14 protein-coding genes are annotated in these 17,889 nt (G+C 63.9%); 12 read left to right on the top strand and 2 right to left on the bottom strand.

The window, feature by feature from the left end; genetic code table 11:
* Positions 1 to 4: 4 nt before the first annotated feature.
* Together DENOEST_RS01960 and DENOEST_RS01955 are read right to left on the bottom strand one after the other, a co-directional pair.
* The gene (locus tag DENOEST_RS01960; RefSeq protein ID WP_145770510.1) at positions 5 to 793 is read right to left on the bottom strand and encodes a tyrosine-protein phosphatase; all 789 of its coding nucleotides are present in this window, start codon (positions 791 to 793) and stop codon (positions 5 to 7) included.
* 30 nt (positions 794 to 823) lie between these two features.
* Positions 824 to 1,894, bottom strand: coding sequence for a phosphotransferase family protein (locus tag DENOEST_RS01955; protein WP_145770509.1), 1,071 nt, complete (start codon positions 1,892 to 1,894; stop codon positions 824 to 826).
* A gap of 517 nt (positions 1,895 to 2,411) precedes the next feature.
* Between DENOEST_RS01955 and DENOEST_RS01950 the strand changes: the two genes are divergently transcribed.
* The 12 genes from DENOEST_RS01950 to DENOEST_RS01895 all read left to right on the top strand — a co-directional run bounded on the left by DENOEST_RS01950 (position 2,412) and on the right by DENOEST_RS01895 (position 17,857).
* Positions 2,412 to 3,056: a TetR/AcrR family transcriptional regulator gene (locus tag DENOEST_RS01950; RefSeq protein WP_197970483.1), complete on the top strand. Its 645-nt coding sequence runs from the start codon at positions 2,412 to 2,414 to the stop codon at positions 3,054 to 3,056.
* The gene (locus DENOEST_RS01945) at positions 3,053 to 4,225 is read left to right on the top strand and encodes a sulfotransferase family protein (RefSeq protein WP_145770507.1); all 1,173 of its coding nucleotides are present in this window, start codon (positions 3,053 to 3,055) and stop codon (positions 4,223 to 4,225) included. Before DENOEST_RS01950 ends, DENOEST_RS01945 begins: the two co-directional genes overlap by 4 nt.
* Positions 4,218 to 5,630, top strand: a complete 1,413-nt coding sequence (locus tag DENOEST_RS01940) for a DUF1214 domain-containing protein (protein ID WP_145770506.1) — start codon at positions 4,218 to 4,220, stop codon at positions 5,628 to 5,630. Before DENOEST_RS01945 ends, DENOEST_RS01940 begins: the two co-directional genes overlap by 8 nt.
* A 10-nt stretch (positions 5,631 to 5,640) precedes the next feature.
* A complete protein-coding gene (locus DENOEST_RS01935) occupies positions 5,641 to 7,053 on the top strand; it encodes a DUF1214 domain-containing protein (protein ID WP_197970482.1) in 1,413 nt (470 codons plus the stop codon).
* A 43-nt stretch (positions 7,054 to 7,096) separates the two neighbouring features.
* A complete protein-coding gene (locus DENOEST_RS01930) occupies positions 7,097 to 7,951 on the top strand; it encodes an SDR family NAD(P)-dependent oxidoreductase (RefSeq protein ID WP_145770505.1) in 855 nt (284 codons plus the stop codon).
* 516 nt (positions 7,952 to 8,467) lie between these two features.
* Positions 8,468 to 9,661 carry an MFS transporter gene (locus DENOEST_RS01925; RefSeq protein ID WP_183148194.1) on the top strand — a complete coding sequence of 398 codons (1,194 nt, stop codon included), beginning with the start codon at positions 8,468 to 8,470 and terminating at the stop codon, positions 9,659 to 9,661.
* Between the two features lie 275 nt (positions 9,662 to 9,936).
* Positions 9,937 to 12,999 (top strand): diguanylate cyclase, encoded by a 3,063-nt coding sequence (locus DENOEST_RS01920; protein WP_145770503.1) that lies wholly within the window; start codon positions 9,937 to 9,939, stop codon positions 12,997 to 12,999.
* 20 nt (positions 13,000 to 13,019) lie between these two features.
* Positions 13,020 to 14,405 (top strand): D-alanyl-D-alanine carboxypeptidase/D-alanyl-D-alanine endopeptidase, encoded by a 1,386-nt coding sequence (gene dacB, locus DENOEST_RS01915; protein WP_332068210.1) that lies wholly within the window; start codon positions 13,020 to 13,022, stop codon positions 14,403 to 14,405.
* A 209-nt stretch (positions 14,406 to 14,614) separates the two neighbouring features.
* Positions 14,615 to 15,667, top strand: coding sequence for an inorganic phosphate transporter (locus tag DENOEST_RS01910; RefSeq protein WP_145770502.1), 1,053 nt, complete (start codon positions 14,615 to 14,617; stop codon positions 15,665 to 15,667).
* A complete protein-coding gene (locus tag DENOEST_RS01905; RefSeq protein WP_145770501.1) occupies positions 15,664 to 16,314 on the top strand; it encodes a DUF47 domain-containing protein in 651 nt (216 codons plus the stop codon). The genes DENOEST_RS01910 and DENOEST_RS01905 overlap by 4 nt, the downstream gene beginning before the upstream one ends.
* 146 nt (positions 16,315 to 16,460) lie before the next feature.
* A complete protein-coding gene (locus DENOEST_RS01900; RefSeq protein ID WP_145770500.1) occupies positions 16,461 to 17,051 on the top strand; it encodes a malonic semialdehyde reductase in 591 nt (196 codons plus the stop codon).
* Positions 17,052 to 17,062: 11 nt separating this feature from the next.
* Positions 17,063 to 17,857: a DODA-type extradiol aromatic ring-opening family dioxygenase gene (locus DENOEST_RS01895; RefSeq protein ID WP_145770499.1), complete on the top strand. Its 795-nt coding sequence runs from the start codon at positions 17,063 to 17,065 to the stop codon at positions 17,855 to 17,857.
* Positions 17,858 to 17,889 lie beyond the last annotated feature (32 nt).

Here is a 17,889-nt window from a genome sequence, read left to right as displayed (position 1 = left end):
GCGCCTATTCCAGCAGGCGCTGGCGCAGCCGCGCCCGGCGTTCGGTGGTCAAGCCGCCCACCTGTTCCAGGTAATTGTCCACGCTACCGTACTCGATGCGTACGGCCGTCAGTGCGGTTTCCAGAAACTCGCGGCGCACCCCCATGATCACCGCCAGGGCCTCCGGCTCCGGCGGGCGCCCCAGGGATTTTTCAAGCAGGCGGCCCATGGACGCGGATACCGGCGTGCCCACCAGCAGGTCGCCGGACTTCAGGTATTCCTCGAAGATGCTCTCTTCCGCCGCGCCCAGGGCGTGGAGCACCAGGGCGCAGGCAAATCCGGTGCGATCCTTGCCCGCCGTGCAATGGACCATCAGGGGCAGCCCGGTCTCATCCAGCAGCAGATCGAAGAGGCGGGGCAACTGCTGCCGGAAGCCCTGGGGCAGGTGCTCGTAGGTGGCGACCATCATGCGCTGGGCGCCGGCAACGCTGAAATCGCTTTCCAGCAGGTGCATCAGGGCGGCATTGCCGGCCCGCACATCGGTGCTGACGTCGGAGTTCAGGGTGCGGGTCGCGCCGTAATCGGCCCAGGTACCGGGGCTGTGGTTGCGTTCGTGATCACTGCGCAGGTCCATCACCCAGCGCAGGCCCAGACTGCGAACCGCCGCCGACGCCGCCGGAGAGGGATGCACCAGGATGCCGGCACGAAACAACTGGCCGCGGCGCACCCGGCGGCCGTCCATGGTCGCTACGCCGCCGAGATCACGGAAAGTGGGTGCCGCATCCAGAATCGGCGTCAGGGGAGCTTCATTCATGGGGAAAATCCAGCAAGGGTTCGAGGCCGGTCAGAGGTCCAGTCCGTATTCACTGGCATAGAGTGCCAGCACCGCAGTCCCCGGATTGCGCAGGTCCATGTCGGTGTCCTCCGGCATCAGGCCATGGGATACCAGGGCGGTGGTGATGGCCGCCATGATGGCTGAGAATTTCAGGGCGGAGAACACTTCGTAGTAGGGCAGATGCTCGGCACCGTAACCAGACGCTGCCGACCAGCGAGTCACGGTGGCCCCCCGATCGGCGAAGCCCGGCAGACGCGGAATACCGATGGCTTCCGAGAGTGCCCGGTCCAGCATCAGCAGCCAGGACAGGTCCGACACCGGATTGCCCAGGTAGGGCATTTCCCAGTCCAGGGCTGCCACACAGCGGGTCCCCTGGAACAGGCAGTTGCCGATCTTGGCATCGCCCCAGCACAGGGTCATGGGCTCCGGCTGTTGCGGCTGGTGGGACTCCACCCAGTCCAGGGCCCGGTGCAGCATCGGGTAAGGGCGGCGGCGCGCCTCTATCCAGGCCAGATAGTTGCGGTAGTAGGCGATCATCTGGACCAGGGGGGTCGCCCCCAAGTGGGGCCGATCGAGAAAGCCGAAGCCCTGCGCCTGCCAGTCCACCCGGTGCACGGCGGCGATGGTGTCAACGCACTGGAACCATACTTCGCCCTGCTGGACCGGCGTCATGTCATGGAGCCAACCCACCCCGTGATAGGGAGGGTTCTCCAGGGGTGCGAGTCCGTCGATCCGTTCCATCAGGTAGAAGGGCACATCGAAGGGGCTGTCCTGATCGCAGAAACAGAAAAGGCGGGGCACCGGCACGCCGCTGTCCTGCAGCAGCTCCATGCAGCGGTACTGGAGTTTCAGGTCGTACTCGGGGAAAGTGCCCGCCACCTGGGGCTGCAACCGGGCCACCAGGGCTTGCCGCTCGGCATGGCCGTCCCGGACCCAATCCAGGTCCAAGAGCCAGGTCTCGTTGGAGAATCCACCGGAAGGGCTGCGCAGATCGGAAATCACGATATCTTTGGCTTCAGGAAAGCGCCTGCCCAGCCAATCAACGAGTTTCGCACCCAGGGTCGCGGCATCTTGTTTCATCAATACTCCCATGTTTTCTGTCGTGGATTCTGTCGGGGCCTGGGGCAAGCCCACACCAGGCCACGGACCATTGATGGAGGTTGGCGGTTGTCCCAGCAGATGTCCCCGGTCTCTGTATTCTCAATGCCAGGCGGACCACTAGTCCTCGCACTCACCTTATGAAGGCAACTTACCATACCTCCCGCCGCCTCCAGCAGGGGATGGGCAGCCCCTCACCCATATTGGGCAGGGCCAATTCCTGGCAGATGGGGGGGCAGGTCAGGACACCCAAAACCGCAGCGTCCAATCCCCCAGGGGGAAGCCAGATCCCGGATAAAACTGAGCTAACTCACGTTTATGCCATAAAAATACAAAGCAAAAATCCTATATACCTGACTTTAAAAAGAAATTTATCAATGCTTTGAGCAGCCACAAGCACTGGGAAAGCGAGTAGCCAAAGCGTCCGGTGCTCCGCTTAAATGTTCACACACCCATGACTATCGCCATGAAATCCCACCCAGCCCTCCGCCGCCGCCGCATGCCTGTTCAACCTCGGGCCGAAGCCACGCTGGCAGCTATCCGCGAGGCCGCTCTGCGGATACTCAAACAGGAAGGTCCGGGTCGTCTGACCACCAACCGCATCGCCGAGGTGGCCGGCATCAGCATCGGCAGTCTCTATCAGTACTACCCGGACAAACACGCCATCGCCGCCGACATCTGCAACAGTCTGCTGGTGGCCGACCTGGGCGAACTCGACCGCTACACCGAACAAAGCCTGTTCATGGCCCAGAAGTCCCTGGATGAGACCCTGAGGTTTTTCATCCGGGAGCATATCGCCCGCCATCGCAAGCTCTACCAGCAGTTGCGGGACTTCTACCTGGAAATTCACTGGCGCTACGACTTTGAGGCTTACATGCTCGAGCGCTTCCCCCAGCGCATGACCACCGCCAATTTCCTGCGCATCGTGTTCAAACGCTACCGCCAGGAACTGGTCTCCCGCGACTTCTCCCGGGCCGCGACCATGGTGGTCAATGCCATCGAAGGCACCATTCACGCCACCCTGGACCACAACCCGGAACAGATCCTCGACGAGGCCTTCAGCGAAGAGCTGCTGGCCCTCGTGCTGGGCTATCTGAAGCATCCGCTACCGCCACCGATTTCCTCAGGCCAACCGCCAAAATGATCTACTACTTCGACTTCGCCATCTGGTTCAAGCTGGTGCGGCTCGCCGCTCGAGAGTCCAATCCCGATGCCCGGCGCGGCCTGCTCAAGCTGTTGCTATGGACCGTGCCCCTGCGCGCCACCTTCCATACCCTGTGCTTTTTCCTCGACGGCATTCTCTTTCCCGGCCTGTGGTTCACCCGGGTCAAGGCGCCGGTCTTCGTCATCGGCCATGCCCGCAGCGGCACCACCCTGGCCCATCGGCTGCTGTGCGGAGACGAGCGATTTTCCGCCTTCAGGTACTACGAACTGCTGCTGCCCTCCCTGCTGCAAAAGAAACTGGTGCGACTGGTGGCCTGGCTCGACCGCCATCTTTTCGGTCGCCGCATCGAGCAGCGCCTGCAAGCTTGGGAGAAGCGCAAGTTCGGCCCCACTCAACACATCCACAAGATGGGCCTCACCATCCCCGAGGAGGACGACCTGATCTACCAGGCCTCCTGCGCCTCCGGCTTCTGGATGACCAAGCTGCCCTACATGGGCGAACTGGATTTCTTCCACATCGATCAGCGTCCCGCCGCCAGCCGACGCCGGATGATGCGTTTCTACAAGGAATGCGTGCGGCGCCAGCTCTACCTCAACGGTAGCGAGCGCATCCACCTGAGCAAGAACCCCACCTGGTGCGGCCGCGTCGAGTCCCTGATCGAGGCCTTCCCCGATGCCCGTTTCGTGGTGCTCTACCGCAATCCCTACGAGACCATCCCCAGCCTGTTGAAGCTGCTCAACGTGGGCTGGAAGCTCCAGGGCAACATGGCACCGGAACGCATCCGGGAATCCACCCGGGTCATGACCGATCTCTCCTACGAGACCTATCTGTACCCGGAGGAAGCCCTGCGCCGTCACCCCACGGTACCTTGCGCGATCATCGATTACCGGCAACTGACCACCCAGCCCAAAGCGACGATCGAAAAAGTCTATGCCGATCTGGGTATCGAGATGACCCCGGCCTATCGTGCTTTCCTGGAGGCCGAGGAAGCCCGTGCCAAGCGCCATGAAACCGAGCACCGCTACAGCCTGGCGGAGTTCGGCCTCGACGACAAGGAAATCCGCCAGCGCCTGGCGCCCCTGTTCGAGCAATTCCATTGGGATGCCGACGCAGCATCCCCCACGCCCCAGGAGACCCCCCATGCCTAAGCTGCCCTTCCCTCCGCCCGATGCCGCCACCCGGAACGCCGCCGATGAACTGCGCCGCGCCTGGGACGAGATGCTGGCCCAGGTGGCTTCGGCCCGGGATGCCATCGACGACCCGGCCCTGTGGCCGCCGATGGCCTCGCCCCGCAATCTGGCCGAGGGCTACCGCTACGTGCTGGGCTTCCTTTACGGCTCCCTGGCCCGGGGCCTGGGGCCGACGCCGGAGAATCCCTATTTCGTGCGCGCGATCCAGCCGCTCAACCGTTCCACCATCGACAATGCCGACGCCATCTACCTGGCGGCGCCCATCGACGGCAACTTCAGTTACATCATCCGCGGCCGGGCCGGAGACAGCCGCCACTGGCGCGGCGAAGCCCCCATCACCTCGGGCCGCAAGGCGCCCCATTACGTGATCTTCGAGGCCCCCAGCGGCTATTCCGGCGACAGCGGCAGCCTCAAGGAAATGAAGGCCGGCTCCCGCATCAACTGTTCGATGCTGGATTGCACCGACCTCCAGGTCAATGCCGACGGCAGCTTCGAGATTCTGCTGGCCCCGGAAAAACCCGAGGGCTACAAGGGCAACTTCATGCTCACCCGGGCCAGCCGCACCCGCACCCACAAGGACGGCAGCACGGAAACCCGTGAGTACGTCACGCAAATGGTGATGCTGCGGGAACTGTTCTACGACTGGGCTAACGAAGACCTGCTGGACCTTTTCATCCACCGGGTGGACCAGCTGGGCCAGCCTTCGGCCCCCTATACCCCGGCCCTGGCCGCCGCGCAGATGCGCCAGATCGGCAAGATCACCCGCAACCAGGTGCATTTCTGGAACGAGTTCTACGCCATCACCTGCGAAGCCTACGGCGACATGAACGGCGACGGCCAATGCTTCATGCCGAGGAACGACTTCAACAAGCCCAACGCCGCATCGCTCGCCACGGCCGGCGGCATGAGCACCAACATCTACTGCGGCGGCATCTATGAGCTGGCTCCCGACGAAGCCCTGATCATGGAACTGCACCAGCCCGTGGAGCCCTATTACATCGGTTTTCACCTGGGCAACATGTGGGGCGAATCCATCGAGTTCGGCAACGCCCAGAGCAGCCTCAATGCCTTCCAGGCCGACCGGGAACCGGATGGCGTGCTGCGCTACGTGATCGCCCACCAGGACCCGGGCATCGCCAACTGGATCGACACCACCGGCCATCCCGAGGGCTACATGTCGGTGCGCTGGGCCTATCCGGAAAAGCCCAAGGAGAACTGGCCCTGGGCCACGGCCAAGGTGGTGAAGCTGGCGGAACTGGACCAGCACCTGCCGGCCCATACCCGCCGCGTCACGCCAGAGGAACGCCGTGCCGTGATCGCCATGCGCCAGGAACACGTGCAGCGCCGCTATCGCCATCACTGAGGAGCTATCCGTGACGACCCTGCCCTTTCCCGCCCCCGATGCCGAGACCCGGGAAGCCGTCGCCGAATTGCGCCGGGCCTGGGACGAGATGCTCGCCAGGATCGGCGAAGCCCGCGAAGCCATCGACGACCCCGCCCTCTGGCCGCCGCCGATGACGCCCCGCAACCTGGCCGAGGGCTACCGCTACATCCTGGGCTTCCTCTACGGTTCCATCGCCCGCAGCATCGGCCCGACCCCGGAGTTCCCCTATTTCATCCGGATGATCCAGCCCCTGAACCGGTCCACCATCGACAACTGCGACGCGACCTACCTCTACGCGCCCATCGACGGCAACCACAGCTACACCATTCGCGGCCGGGCCGGGGACAGCCGCCATTGGCGCGGTGAGCCGCCCATAACCTCGGGTCGCAAGGCCCCCCATTACATCTTTTTCCAGACCGCCAGCGGCCATTCCGGCGACACCGGCGAACTGGACGAAATGAAGCCGGGAACCCGGGCCAACTGCGCCACCCTGGATTCCAGCCAGTTGCAGGTCAATCCCGACGGCAGTTTCGAGATCCTGCTGGCGCCGGAAAAGCCCGAGGGTTACTCCGGCAATTTCATGAGCACGCGCAAGATCAAGAAACGCCGGAACGAACACGGCGAGGAAATCGCCCGCGAATATGTGGCCCAGATGGTGGGACTGCGGCTGTATTTCGGCGACTGGGAACACGAGGACCTGATGGACCTCTTCATCTACCGCAACGATCGCCTCGGCCAACCTATGCCGGCCTATACCCCCGAGATGGCGGCCCGGCAACTGCGCGATGCGGGCACCTACACCCGCAACCAGGTGCATTTCTGGAATAAGTTCTACGGCATCACCATGGAGGCCTACGGCGACGTGAATGGGGACGGCGAAGTCTTCATGCCCAGGAACGACCTGAACAAACCCAACGCCGCGTCGCTCGCCACCGGCGGCGGCATGGTCACCAACATCTACAGCGGCGGCATCTTCGAGCTGGCGGCGGACGAGGCCCTGATCGTCGAATTGCACCAGCCCGTGGAACCCAACTACATCGGCTTCTGCCTGGGCAACATGTGGGGCGAATCCCTGGACTTCGCCAATTTCCAGAGCAGCCTCAACGGGGTACAGGCCGCCCGGGATCCGGACAACGTGATCCGCTACCTGATCGCCCATCAGGACCCGGGCATCGCCAACTGGGTGGACACCACCGGCCAGCCGGAAGGCTACATGACGGTGCGCTGGGCCTATTCGGAAAGGCCGAAGGAGAACCTGCCCTGGGCCACGGTGAAAAAGATCAAGATCGCCGAGGCGATGCAGCACCTGCCGGCCACGACGAAGACCGTCACACCGGAACAACGCCGCGCCGCCATCGCCATCCGCCAGGAACATGTGCAGCGCCGTTACCGTCAGCATTGAAGCAACGCGCAATCCAAAATAAATCTTCGGAGGAGGCCCATCCATGCATAAAAAACTCGCAGGCAAGGTTGCCATCGTCACCGGCGCCAGCCGGGGCATCGGTGCGGCAATTGCCGTCAGGCTGGCAGCGGAAGGGGCAAAAGTGGCCCTGGTGGCACGTACCGTGGAGCCCGGCACCAGCAAGCTTGCCGGCTCCCTGAAAGAGGTGGCCGACCGCATCCGTACCATGGGCGGGGAGTGCATCTGCATCGGCGCCAACCTGGCCAAGGAAGACCAGCGCAGCCACATCGTGTCGGAGACCCTCGCCCAATTCGGCGGCGTCGACATCCTGATCAACAACGCCGCCTGGTGCCGTTACCAGGCCTGCCACGAACAAAAACTGGAAGACGTGCGCAAGACCCTGGAGATCAACATGGTCGCCCCCCTGCACCTGACACAACAATGCCTGGAGAGCATGCAGGCCCGAGGCGGCGGTTGGGTGGTCAATCTTTCCAGCGCCACCGTCAATCATCCCCAGCCGGCCCCTTACGATTTCAACGAGCGCTACACCCGATTCAATCTCAAGGACGGCCCCACCATCTACGCCTCCAGCAAGGCAGCCCTGGAACGCATGACCGCCGGCATGGCCATCGAACTGGCCCGCTTCAATATCGCCGTCAATACCTTGGCCCCGGTGGAAGCCGTGGCCAGCGAAGGCGCCGTGGAACTCGGCGTCATCGACAGCGTCGCCCACATGGAGCCAGTGGAAGCCATGGCTGAAGCCACTCTGCAACTCTGCTCCCGTCCCCAGGACCAGCTTTCCGGCCGCATTCTCCTGAGCCTCGAGCTGCTGCGGGAGTTGGGCGTCGCAGTTCAAGGCCTGGACGGCGCCGGGCCGATGCCAGGCTATTCCCTCTGAGGACTTTTCAGCCCATGGTGCCGGGCTTACCCCGGCACCATGCTTGGAAATTAATGTTCGAAACATTCGCCTCCATACCGAAACCGGGGCCTGAAATCCATCGCCATGCGCCAGGAGGATGTACAGTGCCATTATCGAAATATCTACCCGGCCATGCTGGATATGTGTGCCTGGGGCGACGGTGGCCAGGCGCACGATGAGGATGGGAAGGCGCCCCGACCTTCTGCTGGCCCCGTTCGACAACTCCATCCGGCTGCCCGATCACCGAGGCGGGGAAGATATTGAAGCTTCTTGAAACCAGGGTACAGCCTCATCTGCCCCGATCGGAACATGTCCAGGGAGTATCCGACAGCCTTCGATAAAATTGCTCATATTTCTTCATGCCAGACCATCCGGTGAATGGTCCGACATATCATCAATGATCTGCTTATCTCTTGAGCCGGCTGAGATTCGTCGGTAGTCAAAAATAAAACAAGCAATTGAAGGGGGACTGTAATGTTCTACGGATGGCGCATCGTGGCTGTCGCAATGCTGGCGTTGGGTCTGAGCAACGGCGTTTCCAGCTATTCCTATGGATTGCTGGTATTGCCGATGAGCGCAGAGTTCGGCGCCAGCCGGATGGAAATGATGTGGGGCCTGACCGCTGGGTCCCTGGCCACCGTCCTGATATCGCCCCTGGCCGGCACCTTGATGGACAAACGTTCCGCCCGCCTGATGTTCTCGATTGGCGCTGCCTTTCTTGGAAGCGCCCTGGTTCTGATCTCCTTGTCTCGCAATGTCTGGGAATTCGTTCTGGTATTCGGATTCTTCATGTCTGTGGCAGGTACGCTGCTGGGTCCGCTGGGGGCGAACACCCTCGTAGCCCGCTGGTTTTCCCGGCGGCGCGGGCGGGCACTAGGCTTGGCAGCCGTCGGCACTTCTCTTGGCGGTTTGATTGTGCCCCTTCTATTGCAGGCGCTGATTGAGGCTCATGGATGGCGAGTCGCCTGCCTCTGGATGGCAGGCATATTGATGCTGGTTCTGCTGCCGCCGATAGTGCTAGTGGTGCGGAATCGCCCCGGAGATATGGGGTTGCAACCTGACGGCCTGCCCGCCCCCGCCCCGGGGCAGGGTACTGCCGCGTTTTCTGCGGCAACCGAGCTTCCCAAGCTGATGGCCCATAGTCCATTTTGGCGTATCGCTCTGGCGGTAGGCGCCCTGATGGCAGCTTTTACGGCAGTCCTGGCGAATCTGGTTCCTTTTGCCATAGGTCACGGTGTGGCAGGCCAGCAGGCGGCCTTTCTGATATCGGCGATTTCTGTTGCCGGCATCAGCGGAAAACTGTTGTTCAGCGTCTTTGCCGATCGGATCAATCTGAAAGCGGCCATTCTCGGAGCGCTATTCATGGTCGGCCTGCCTTTGCTCGTTCTGGCCCAATTCCATGGTTACTGGGTCATGGTGCTGGCGGCGGTTTCCGTGGGCCTGGCCTCAGGCGCCTTTCTGCCAGCCTGGGGCGCCCTGCTTGCCCGCATCTACGGCCCACTGGTATTCGGCCGTGTGATGGGACGAATGCAACCGGTCACCATCATCATGGTGATGCTGGCGATGCCCATGACAGGCTATCTGTTCGATCAGACCGGCAGCTATTCCACGGCCTTTCTGGTGTTGGCCGCAATCCTCACCCTGGCCTTCGTCGTTTTCCTGCCGTTGCGAATTGAAGACAAAGTCTGAGGAACTGCACAAGGCCAGAAAATAAGCGCGGTATTGGCGGACATTTCCCAGGAATGAGTAATCAATGAATGCCGCACGTATCTGCATCCTGAAAGCCGAATGCCTCTGTGTTAACGCCAACCCGACCGCCCCCGAAAAACCCGGGGCAAGGCCAGAGCACGTCCATGCATAGGCGCAGATGCAGGACACGCCGAAGATGCAGTGCAACTATGGCCTCCCCACGGGCACAGGGAGTAGACTGAAAATGCGCCCCATGACTTGCCGACTGAAGCCCGATGCCATCCCTACAGCCGATCACCGACCCCAGTCCCCGCAAGCCCCCCAAGTCCATGGTCTGGCTGGCACTGCTGGCCTGGACTGGCCTCATCAGCATCGTCTCCCTGCCGGACATTCATGCCATCCGTGGTGAAGGCGTCGAGCATGCGACCCTGGTGGCCAATGCCTACCTGGACAAGGACCTGTCAGTGCGGCGCTGGCTGGCCAGCCATGGCGGCGTCTATGTGCGACCGAACGAGCGCACCACGCCCAATCCCTATCTGAAGGTACCTCAACGGGATGTGGTGACCACCTCGGGCATGGCCCTGACTCTGATGAATCCAGCCTACGCCACCCGCCAGTTGATGGAAGAGTTCGCCGCCGCAAATGGCATCAGGGGCCACCTGACCAGCCTCAAGCTGAGAAATCCCAACAATGCGCCGGACCCCTGGGAACGCCAGGCACTGCAACGCTTCGAACAGGGCGACAAGAAGGTCGCAGCCCTGACCAACATCAACGGTGCCGAAACCCTGCGCCTGATCCGCCCGGTATACATGGAGAAGAGCTGCATGAGCTGTCACGAGGACATGGACATTCCCGTGGGCGGCGTCCGCGGCGGCATCAGCGTCCAGGTACCCATGGCTCCCTTCCGCGAGGAAATGGAGGACCATATGACACTGCTGGCCTGGACCCATGGCGGCATCTGGCTGCTGGGGGTTTTTGCCATCGGGGTGATGTCCCGCCGTAGCCGGCAGCGCCTGACCAGCCTGCTCCGCAGCGAGGACACCCAGGTCCGCAACGAGCGCCGCATTGCCGCCGCCCTATCTCTCAGCGAACGCATCGAGCAACTGAGCGAGCGGGAAATCATCCAGGAGGGCATCGAAGAGGCCCAGCTCCTGACCAACAGTCGGGTCGCCTATTTTCATTTTATCAATGAGGATCAGCGCAGCATCGAGCTGGTGGCCTGGTCTCACTCCACTCTGGAGAACTGCCGGGCCGTGGAGGAACGCCATTACCCTATCGAGCAGGCCGGCATCTGGGTCGACTGCGCTCGCCTGCGCCAACCGGTGGTGCACAACGATTACCTCCACGCCACCGGCCGCCGCGGCCTGCCGGAAGGCCATGCGCCGATCCGCCGCCATCTGGGGGTGCCGGTCCTGGAGGGGGGATTGATCCGGGCCATCGCCGGTGTCGGCAACAAGGAAGCGCCCTATGACGATGATGACGTGAGGCTGCTTCAGCTTCATGCTATCGACATCTGGAAGCTGATCCAGCGCAAGCGCTCCGACTCTCGGCTGCGGGCCAGCGAACGACTGCTCAAGGAGGCCCAGCAGATGGCCCGGATGGGTAGCTGGGCCTTCGATCCGGGAAGTCGGCATTTCGAGTGGTCCGAGGAGGTGTTCCGCATTTGCGGCCAGGCCCCAGAGACCTTCCAGCCGGACCTGGACAATGTGCTGGCCCTGATCGCCCCGGAGCATCACGGAGAAATCACCGACCACCTGAAGACCATAGGCCAGCATGGGGTCTGCTCCACCCAGTTTCGCATCCTGCTGCCCACCGGCGAGTCCCGTCAGGTACAGGTACGGGGGCAGATTGTGGCCAGCCCGGATGGAAAGTCCGAGCGGGTCGTGGGCACCGTGCTGGACATCACCGAACACCAGGAGGTGGAGAGCCTGCGTCGCAGCGAGGCGGACCTGTCGGCCCTGATCGAGAACACCGACCGCATCGTCTGGTCGGTGGATACCGAGCTGCGCGTGGTGATCCGCAACAGCGCCTTCGCCGAGTTGTCCATCGACCTCTTCGGCTACGAACTGATGCCTGGCGACAGCGCGGTGATGGAGGGGGAAACCGAATGGCGAAAGCATTACGAGCGGGCGCTGGCGGGAGAAAAGTTTGTCATCGAGATGCAGTTGGCCGGGCCGGCCGGCCAGCCCCGCTGGATGGACTTCTCCTTCTGCCCCATCAGGAACAGCCACGGGCGCGTTACCGGCGTCACCGTCTTCGGCCGCGACTTCACCGAGCGCATGGCAACAGAGGCCGCCCAGCAGCAGACTCTGGACAACATGTCGCGAATGGTGGCGGAACTGGAGGCCCACCATCGCCAGAACACCCTGCTGCACCGTTTGAACGACCTGATCCAGAGTTGCAGCAACGAAGACGAGGCCCATGTCATCGTTCGCGTCACCCTGAGCGAGCTGTTCCCCGGCATCTCGGGGGGACTTGCCCTACCCCGTGCTCATGGACTGGAATCTGCCGTGGTCTGGGGCGATGAAGCGGGCCTGGCCTCATTGTTTCAGGCCGACGACTGCTGGGCCCTGCGCCAGGGCCAGATGATCGAGGTAGTCGATCCCGCCAATGATCTGGTCTGCAAGCATTTCGAGACCATCCCTCTCCATGGCTATCTGTGCCTGCCCCTGGTGGTGCACGGCGACATGATCGGTCTGATGCACCTGGCCTATCCGCCAAAGCTGGAGCAGAAGGACCGGGAAAACCTGCGAGAGTTGCTGCGCTCGGCGGGGGAGACCATCAAGCTGTCCCTGTCCAACCTGAGGATGCGGGAAGCCATGCGCGAGCAGGCCACCCACGACCAACTGACCGGGTTGTTCAATCGCCGCTACCAGGATGAAACCCTGCCCCGGGAACTGCACCGCGCCCTGCGGGAAAAGCAGACCCTGACCGTCGCCATGCTGGACATCGACCACTTCAAGCGCTTCAACGACTCCTACGGCCACGAGGCCGGCGACCAGGTGCTGCGGGAGATCGGCCGGGTGCTGCGGGAAAACCTGCGCCGCAGCGACATCGCCTGCCGCTATGGCGGCGAAGAGCTATCGGTGATCATGCCCGCCTCCAACACCGAGGACGCCCGCCATCGACTGGAGACGATCTGCCAGTTGATCCGTGGCATGGCGATCAATTTTCATCGCAGCATGCTGCCCCCGGTCACGGTGTCGGTGGGCATCGCCCAGGCACCGGACCAGGGCCAGGACGCGACCGAGCTGATGCGGGCCGCCGATACCGCCCTGTATGCCGCCAAGGCAGCGGGGCGGGACCGGATCGAGGTCTACGCGGGAGAGACCAACTGAAGCTCTCCGTCCTGCACCTGTTGCTGATCAGCCTGCTGCTGGCCCTTCCCGTCCAGGCCCAGCCTCTGCCCCCCGCCGTGGCCCGTGCCCTCCAGCAGGCCGGCATTCTTCCCGGCGCCGTGGCCCTCCAGGTGGAGGCAGTCGGCAGCGGCAAGGTGGTCCTGAGCGTCAACGCCCAGCGCCCGATGAATCCGGCCTCCACCATGAAGCTGTTGACCACCTATGGCGCTCTCAGACTGCTGGGGCCGGCTCATGTCTGGAAGACCGAGCTCTACAGCGACGCACCGCCCCAGGGGGGCGCCATCGGCAATCTCTACCTGAAGGGCAGCGGCGACCCGAAGCTGACCCTGGAGCAATTCTGGCGCCTGCTGCGGCAGTTGCGGGCACGGGGCATCCGGGAGATTCAAGGCGATCTGGTGGTGGATCGCAGCCGCTTCGATCTCGCCGGCCATGACACCGGCCCCATCGACGACAAGCCCCTGCGGCCCTACAACGTGGCTCCCGACGCCCTGTTGGTGAACTTCAAGGCCCTGCAACTGACCCTGGTGCCGAACCCGCTCCAGGGCACCGTTGCGGCCCTGCCGGAACCGATCATCGAGGGCCTGGAGCTGGTCAATGAACTGCGCCTGGGCCGCAATGGCTGCGGCGATTGGAAGGAAGGTCTGCGCAGCAGCGTGGACCCGACGCCCGACGGCTACCGCCTGACCCTGAGCGGCGTCTATCCGGCCAGTTGCGGCGAACGCAACTGGCAACTGGCCCCGCTGCCCTCCGACGCCTATCTGCTGGGACTGTTCCGCCAGTTGTGGAGCGAACTGGGGGGACGGCTGCGGGGCGGCCTGAAGGCCGGGCCGGTGCCGGATACGGCCTGGCGCGCCGCCGATCTGGATTCGCCCAGCCTGGCCGAAGTGGTACGGGACATCAACAAGTACAGCAACAATGTGATGGCGCGCCAGCTCTTCCTCAGCCTGGGGGAGGGCAACGCCGACACCGCCGGGCAGGCCATTCGCCGCTGGCTGGCTGACAACCGCCTCGACTTTCCCGAGTTGGTAATGGAAAACGGCTCCGGCCTGTCCCGGCGGGAACGCATCTCCGCCGACCATCTGGCGCGCCTGCTCCAGGTCGCCCACGCCAGCCCGCTGATGCCGGAATTCGTCGCCTCCCTGCCCCTGGTGGCGGTGGATGGCACCCTGAAGAAACGCATGAATGGCCAGGGTATCGCCGGCCACGGCCACCTCAAGACCGGCAGCCTGGACGGCGTCAAGGCCATCGCAGGCTATGTGCGGGACCGGAACGGACAGGAGTGGATCGTGGTCTTCCTGATCAATCACCCCCGGGCCGAGGCGGGCCAGGAGGCCCAGGACGCCCTGCTGCAATGGGTCTATCAGGGCGCGGGCCAAGTAGACTGATGCGCTTGGTCGCCAGCACCATCCCCGAGAATGAAAATGCGCAAAGGCAAATTGAACGCCCCCCACCCCTATCCCCATCCCCGCCTCAGGGCGGGGCCATTATCGTCACCTCCCCCGGAGAGGGGGAGGCCGGGAGGGGGTGGGCCTTCCTGCCTCTCGCGTATTTCATGGACCGAAGCAGAAAATTGGCTTCCATGAGCGCCAAATAGATGGACCCCGTTCTCGCCCTGGCTGTCGCCACGATATTCATCGTCCTGATCTTCGATTACACCAACGGTTTCCACGACGCCGCCAACATTGTCGCCAGCGTCATCGCCTCCCGGGCCATGACCCCGGTCCAGGCCGTGCTGATCGTGGCCTGTTGCGAATTTCTTGGTCCCCTGCTGGGAGGCACGGCGGTGGCCAACACCATCGGCAAGTTCGTGCATCTGGATGACCTTCCGCGCCTGGATGCCCTGGTCATACTGCTGTGCGGCCTGGTCGGGGCCATCGCCTGGAACCTGCTGACCTGGTGGCGCGGCATCCCCTCCTCCTCCTCCCACGCCCTGGTGGGGGGGCTGGCCGGCGCGGTGGTGGTGTCGGCGGGGGCGAATCATGTGGTCTGGGGGCTGAGCGAGCTAAGCCAGGGCCATGTCACCGGCGTGATGAAGGTGTTGCTGGCCCTGCTGCTCTCGCCTCTGGTCGGCTTCTGGGTCGGCTTCGGCATCCACCGTCTGATGCAGTGGCTGTTGCGCCGGGCCCGGCCCACTCTCAACCGAGGCCTGCGCAACGCCCAGTTCCTCACCGCCGCCGCCCTGGGTTTCTCCCACGGCGCCAACGATGCCCAGAAGAGCATGGGCATGCTGACCCTGGTGCTGATGCTGGGCGGCTTCATCGACAAGTTCGAGGTGCCCCTCTGGGTCATGCTGGCCTGCGCCACGGCCCTGACCCTGGGCATCCTCTCCGGCGGCTGGCGCATCGTGCGCACCCTGGGCTTCGCCATCTACAAGGTGCGGCCCCTCCATGCCCTGGATTCCCAGCTCACCTCCGCCGCAGTGATCCTCTCCGCCTCGGCCCTGGGAGCGCCGGTATCCACCACCCACGTGGTGGCCACCTCCATCATGGGCATCGGCGCCTCGGAACGACCCCGGGCCGTGCGCTGGGCCAAGGCCGGCGAGATCGCCACCACCTGGGTGGTCACCATCCCCGGCGCCGCCATCACCTCCATCGTTTTTTACTTCATCTTGCGCGCCGCGCTGGCGCCGTTCGGGAGCACGCCATGATTCCTCAGAACCCGGAAAACAAGAGCCTGCTGGCTCGTCTCTTTGAGCGCTTTTTCCCCAGCATGCCGGACTTCTTCGTCCTGCTCCACGAACAGAGCCGCCAGGTGGAGCACACCGTGGCACTGCTGGTGCGCTATATGGAATGCGGCGAGGCCGAGGTGGGGGAGCAGATCCGCGAGGATGAGCACGCCGCTGACAAGGTCAAGGTTCATAACATTCATACCCTGAACGAGGCCTTCTCCACCCCCATCGATCGGGAAGATCTCTATCGGGCCATCACCCACCTGGACGAGATCGTCAATTACTGCAAGGACACGGTCTCGGAAATGGACGCCCTGGGCATCACGCCCGATGCCTTCACCCTGCAAATGGCCCAGCATCTCCACGAGGGCACCGTATCCCTGCGGGATGGTTTCGAGAAGCTGGGCAAAAACCCGGCCGAGTCTGCCGCCGATGCGGACCTGGCGCGGCGCGCCGAGCGCAAGGTGGAAAAGCTCTACCGCAAGGCCCTGGCCCAGTTATTCCAGGGAGACGACTACATCCGCATGTTCAAGCGCCGCGAAATCTACCGCCACCTCACCAACGCCGCCGAGCGCATGGCCCATTGCGCCAATACACTGCACGATATCGTGGTGAAGATGGTTTAACACACGCGGTGGCAGGTGCCACCCCTGATGATGAATTCGTCATTCCGGCGAATGCCGGAATCCAGGAAAATCGATAACCTGGACACCGGCATTCGCCGGTGTGACGGACGTAATCAGCATTTCCTTAACGCACAAAGGAGCCCACCATGAAAGCCCCCCTGTCCGCCACCGCCCTGGATCAACTGTTCCGTGAAGGCCACACCTATCACGGCTTCACTGCCGAGCCGGTCTCCGACGCCACCCTGCGCCAGCTCTACGACCTGCTCAAGTGGGGGCCCACCGCCTTCAATGCCCAGCCCGCCCGCTTCGTCTTCGTCCGTTCGCCCGAGGCCAAGGAGCGGCTCAAGCCGGCCCTGTCCCCTGGCAACGTGGCCCAGACCATGGCCGCCGCCGCCACAGTGATCGTCGGCTGGGACAGCCGCTTCCACGAACACCTGCCGCGCCTCTACCCGCCCTATGACGCCAAGCCCCTGTTCGACAAGGACCCGGCACTGACCGAGTTTGCCGGCCGCCGCGACGCCACCCTCCAGGGGGCCTACCTGATGCTGGCGGCCCGGGCCCTGGGCCTGGACTGCGGCCCCATGGCCGGCTTCGACGGCGCCAAAGTGGAGGCCGAATTCTTCCCCGACGGCCGGCACCGGACGATCTTCCTCTGTAATCTGGGCAACGGCGACCCGGCCGGCGTCCATCCCCGCAATCCCCGGCTGGACTTCGAGGATGCCGCGCAGATTCTTTGAAAGACCGCCCCATGACTTCGTCCGGTTCCGTCTGGCTGCCGCCCCTGTTTGTCTCCCACGGGGCGCCCACCCTGGCCCTGACTCCGGGGCGTACCGGCCCGGCCTGGGCGAAGCTGGGGCAGGAAATGCCACGGCCCCAGGCCATCGTCGCCGTTTCGGCCCACTGGACCACCCGGCAGCCGGCCCTGAGCAGCCATCCCGCGCCGCCCACCCTCCACGACTTTTACGGCTTCCCCGACGCACTCCATGCCCTGCGCTATCCGGCCCCCGGCGCCCCGGCCCTGGCCGAAGAACTGGCGCAACGCCTGACCGGCGCCACCCTGGCACCGGAGCGGGGCCTGGACCACGGCGCCTGGGTGCCCCTCTCTTTCCTCTACCCGGAGGCCGACGTGCCGGTGATCCAGCTCTCGGTGATGCCCCAAGCCACGCCGGAGGATCACTACCATCTGGGCCGCGCCCTGGCCGACCTGCCCGGCCGGGGCATCCTGGTGCTGGCCTCGGGCAGCCTGACCCACAACCTGGGTGATGTGCAATGGGATGCAGCCGATGGCCTCGCCCTGCCCTACGTCACCGAATTCCGCGACTGGTTCGCCGCCGCCCTGACCCGGGGTGATCTGCCGGCCCTCTTCGACTACCGCCGCCAGGCCCCCCACGCCCACCGTGCCCATCCCAGTGAGGAACACCTACTGCCCCTCTACGTGGCCCTGGGCGCCGCAGGAGAGCGCCCCCACAGCCGTTGCCTGTTCCAGGAAACCACCCTGGCCGCCCTGGCCATGGAGGCCTACACCTTCACGGCAGGGGAATAAGCGGGCAGGCCGGGCACCCAACTCCACTTGCG

This window comes from Denitratisoma oestradiolicum, assembly GCF_902813185.1.
Lineage (GTDB): Bacteria > Pseudomonadota > Gammaproteobacteria > Burkholderiales > Rhodocyclaceae > Denitratisoma > Denitratisoma oestradiolicum.
This window is presented reverse-complemented; position numbering and strand designations above follow the sequence as displayed.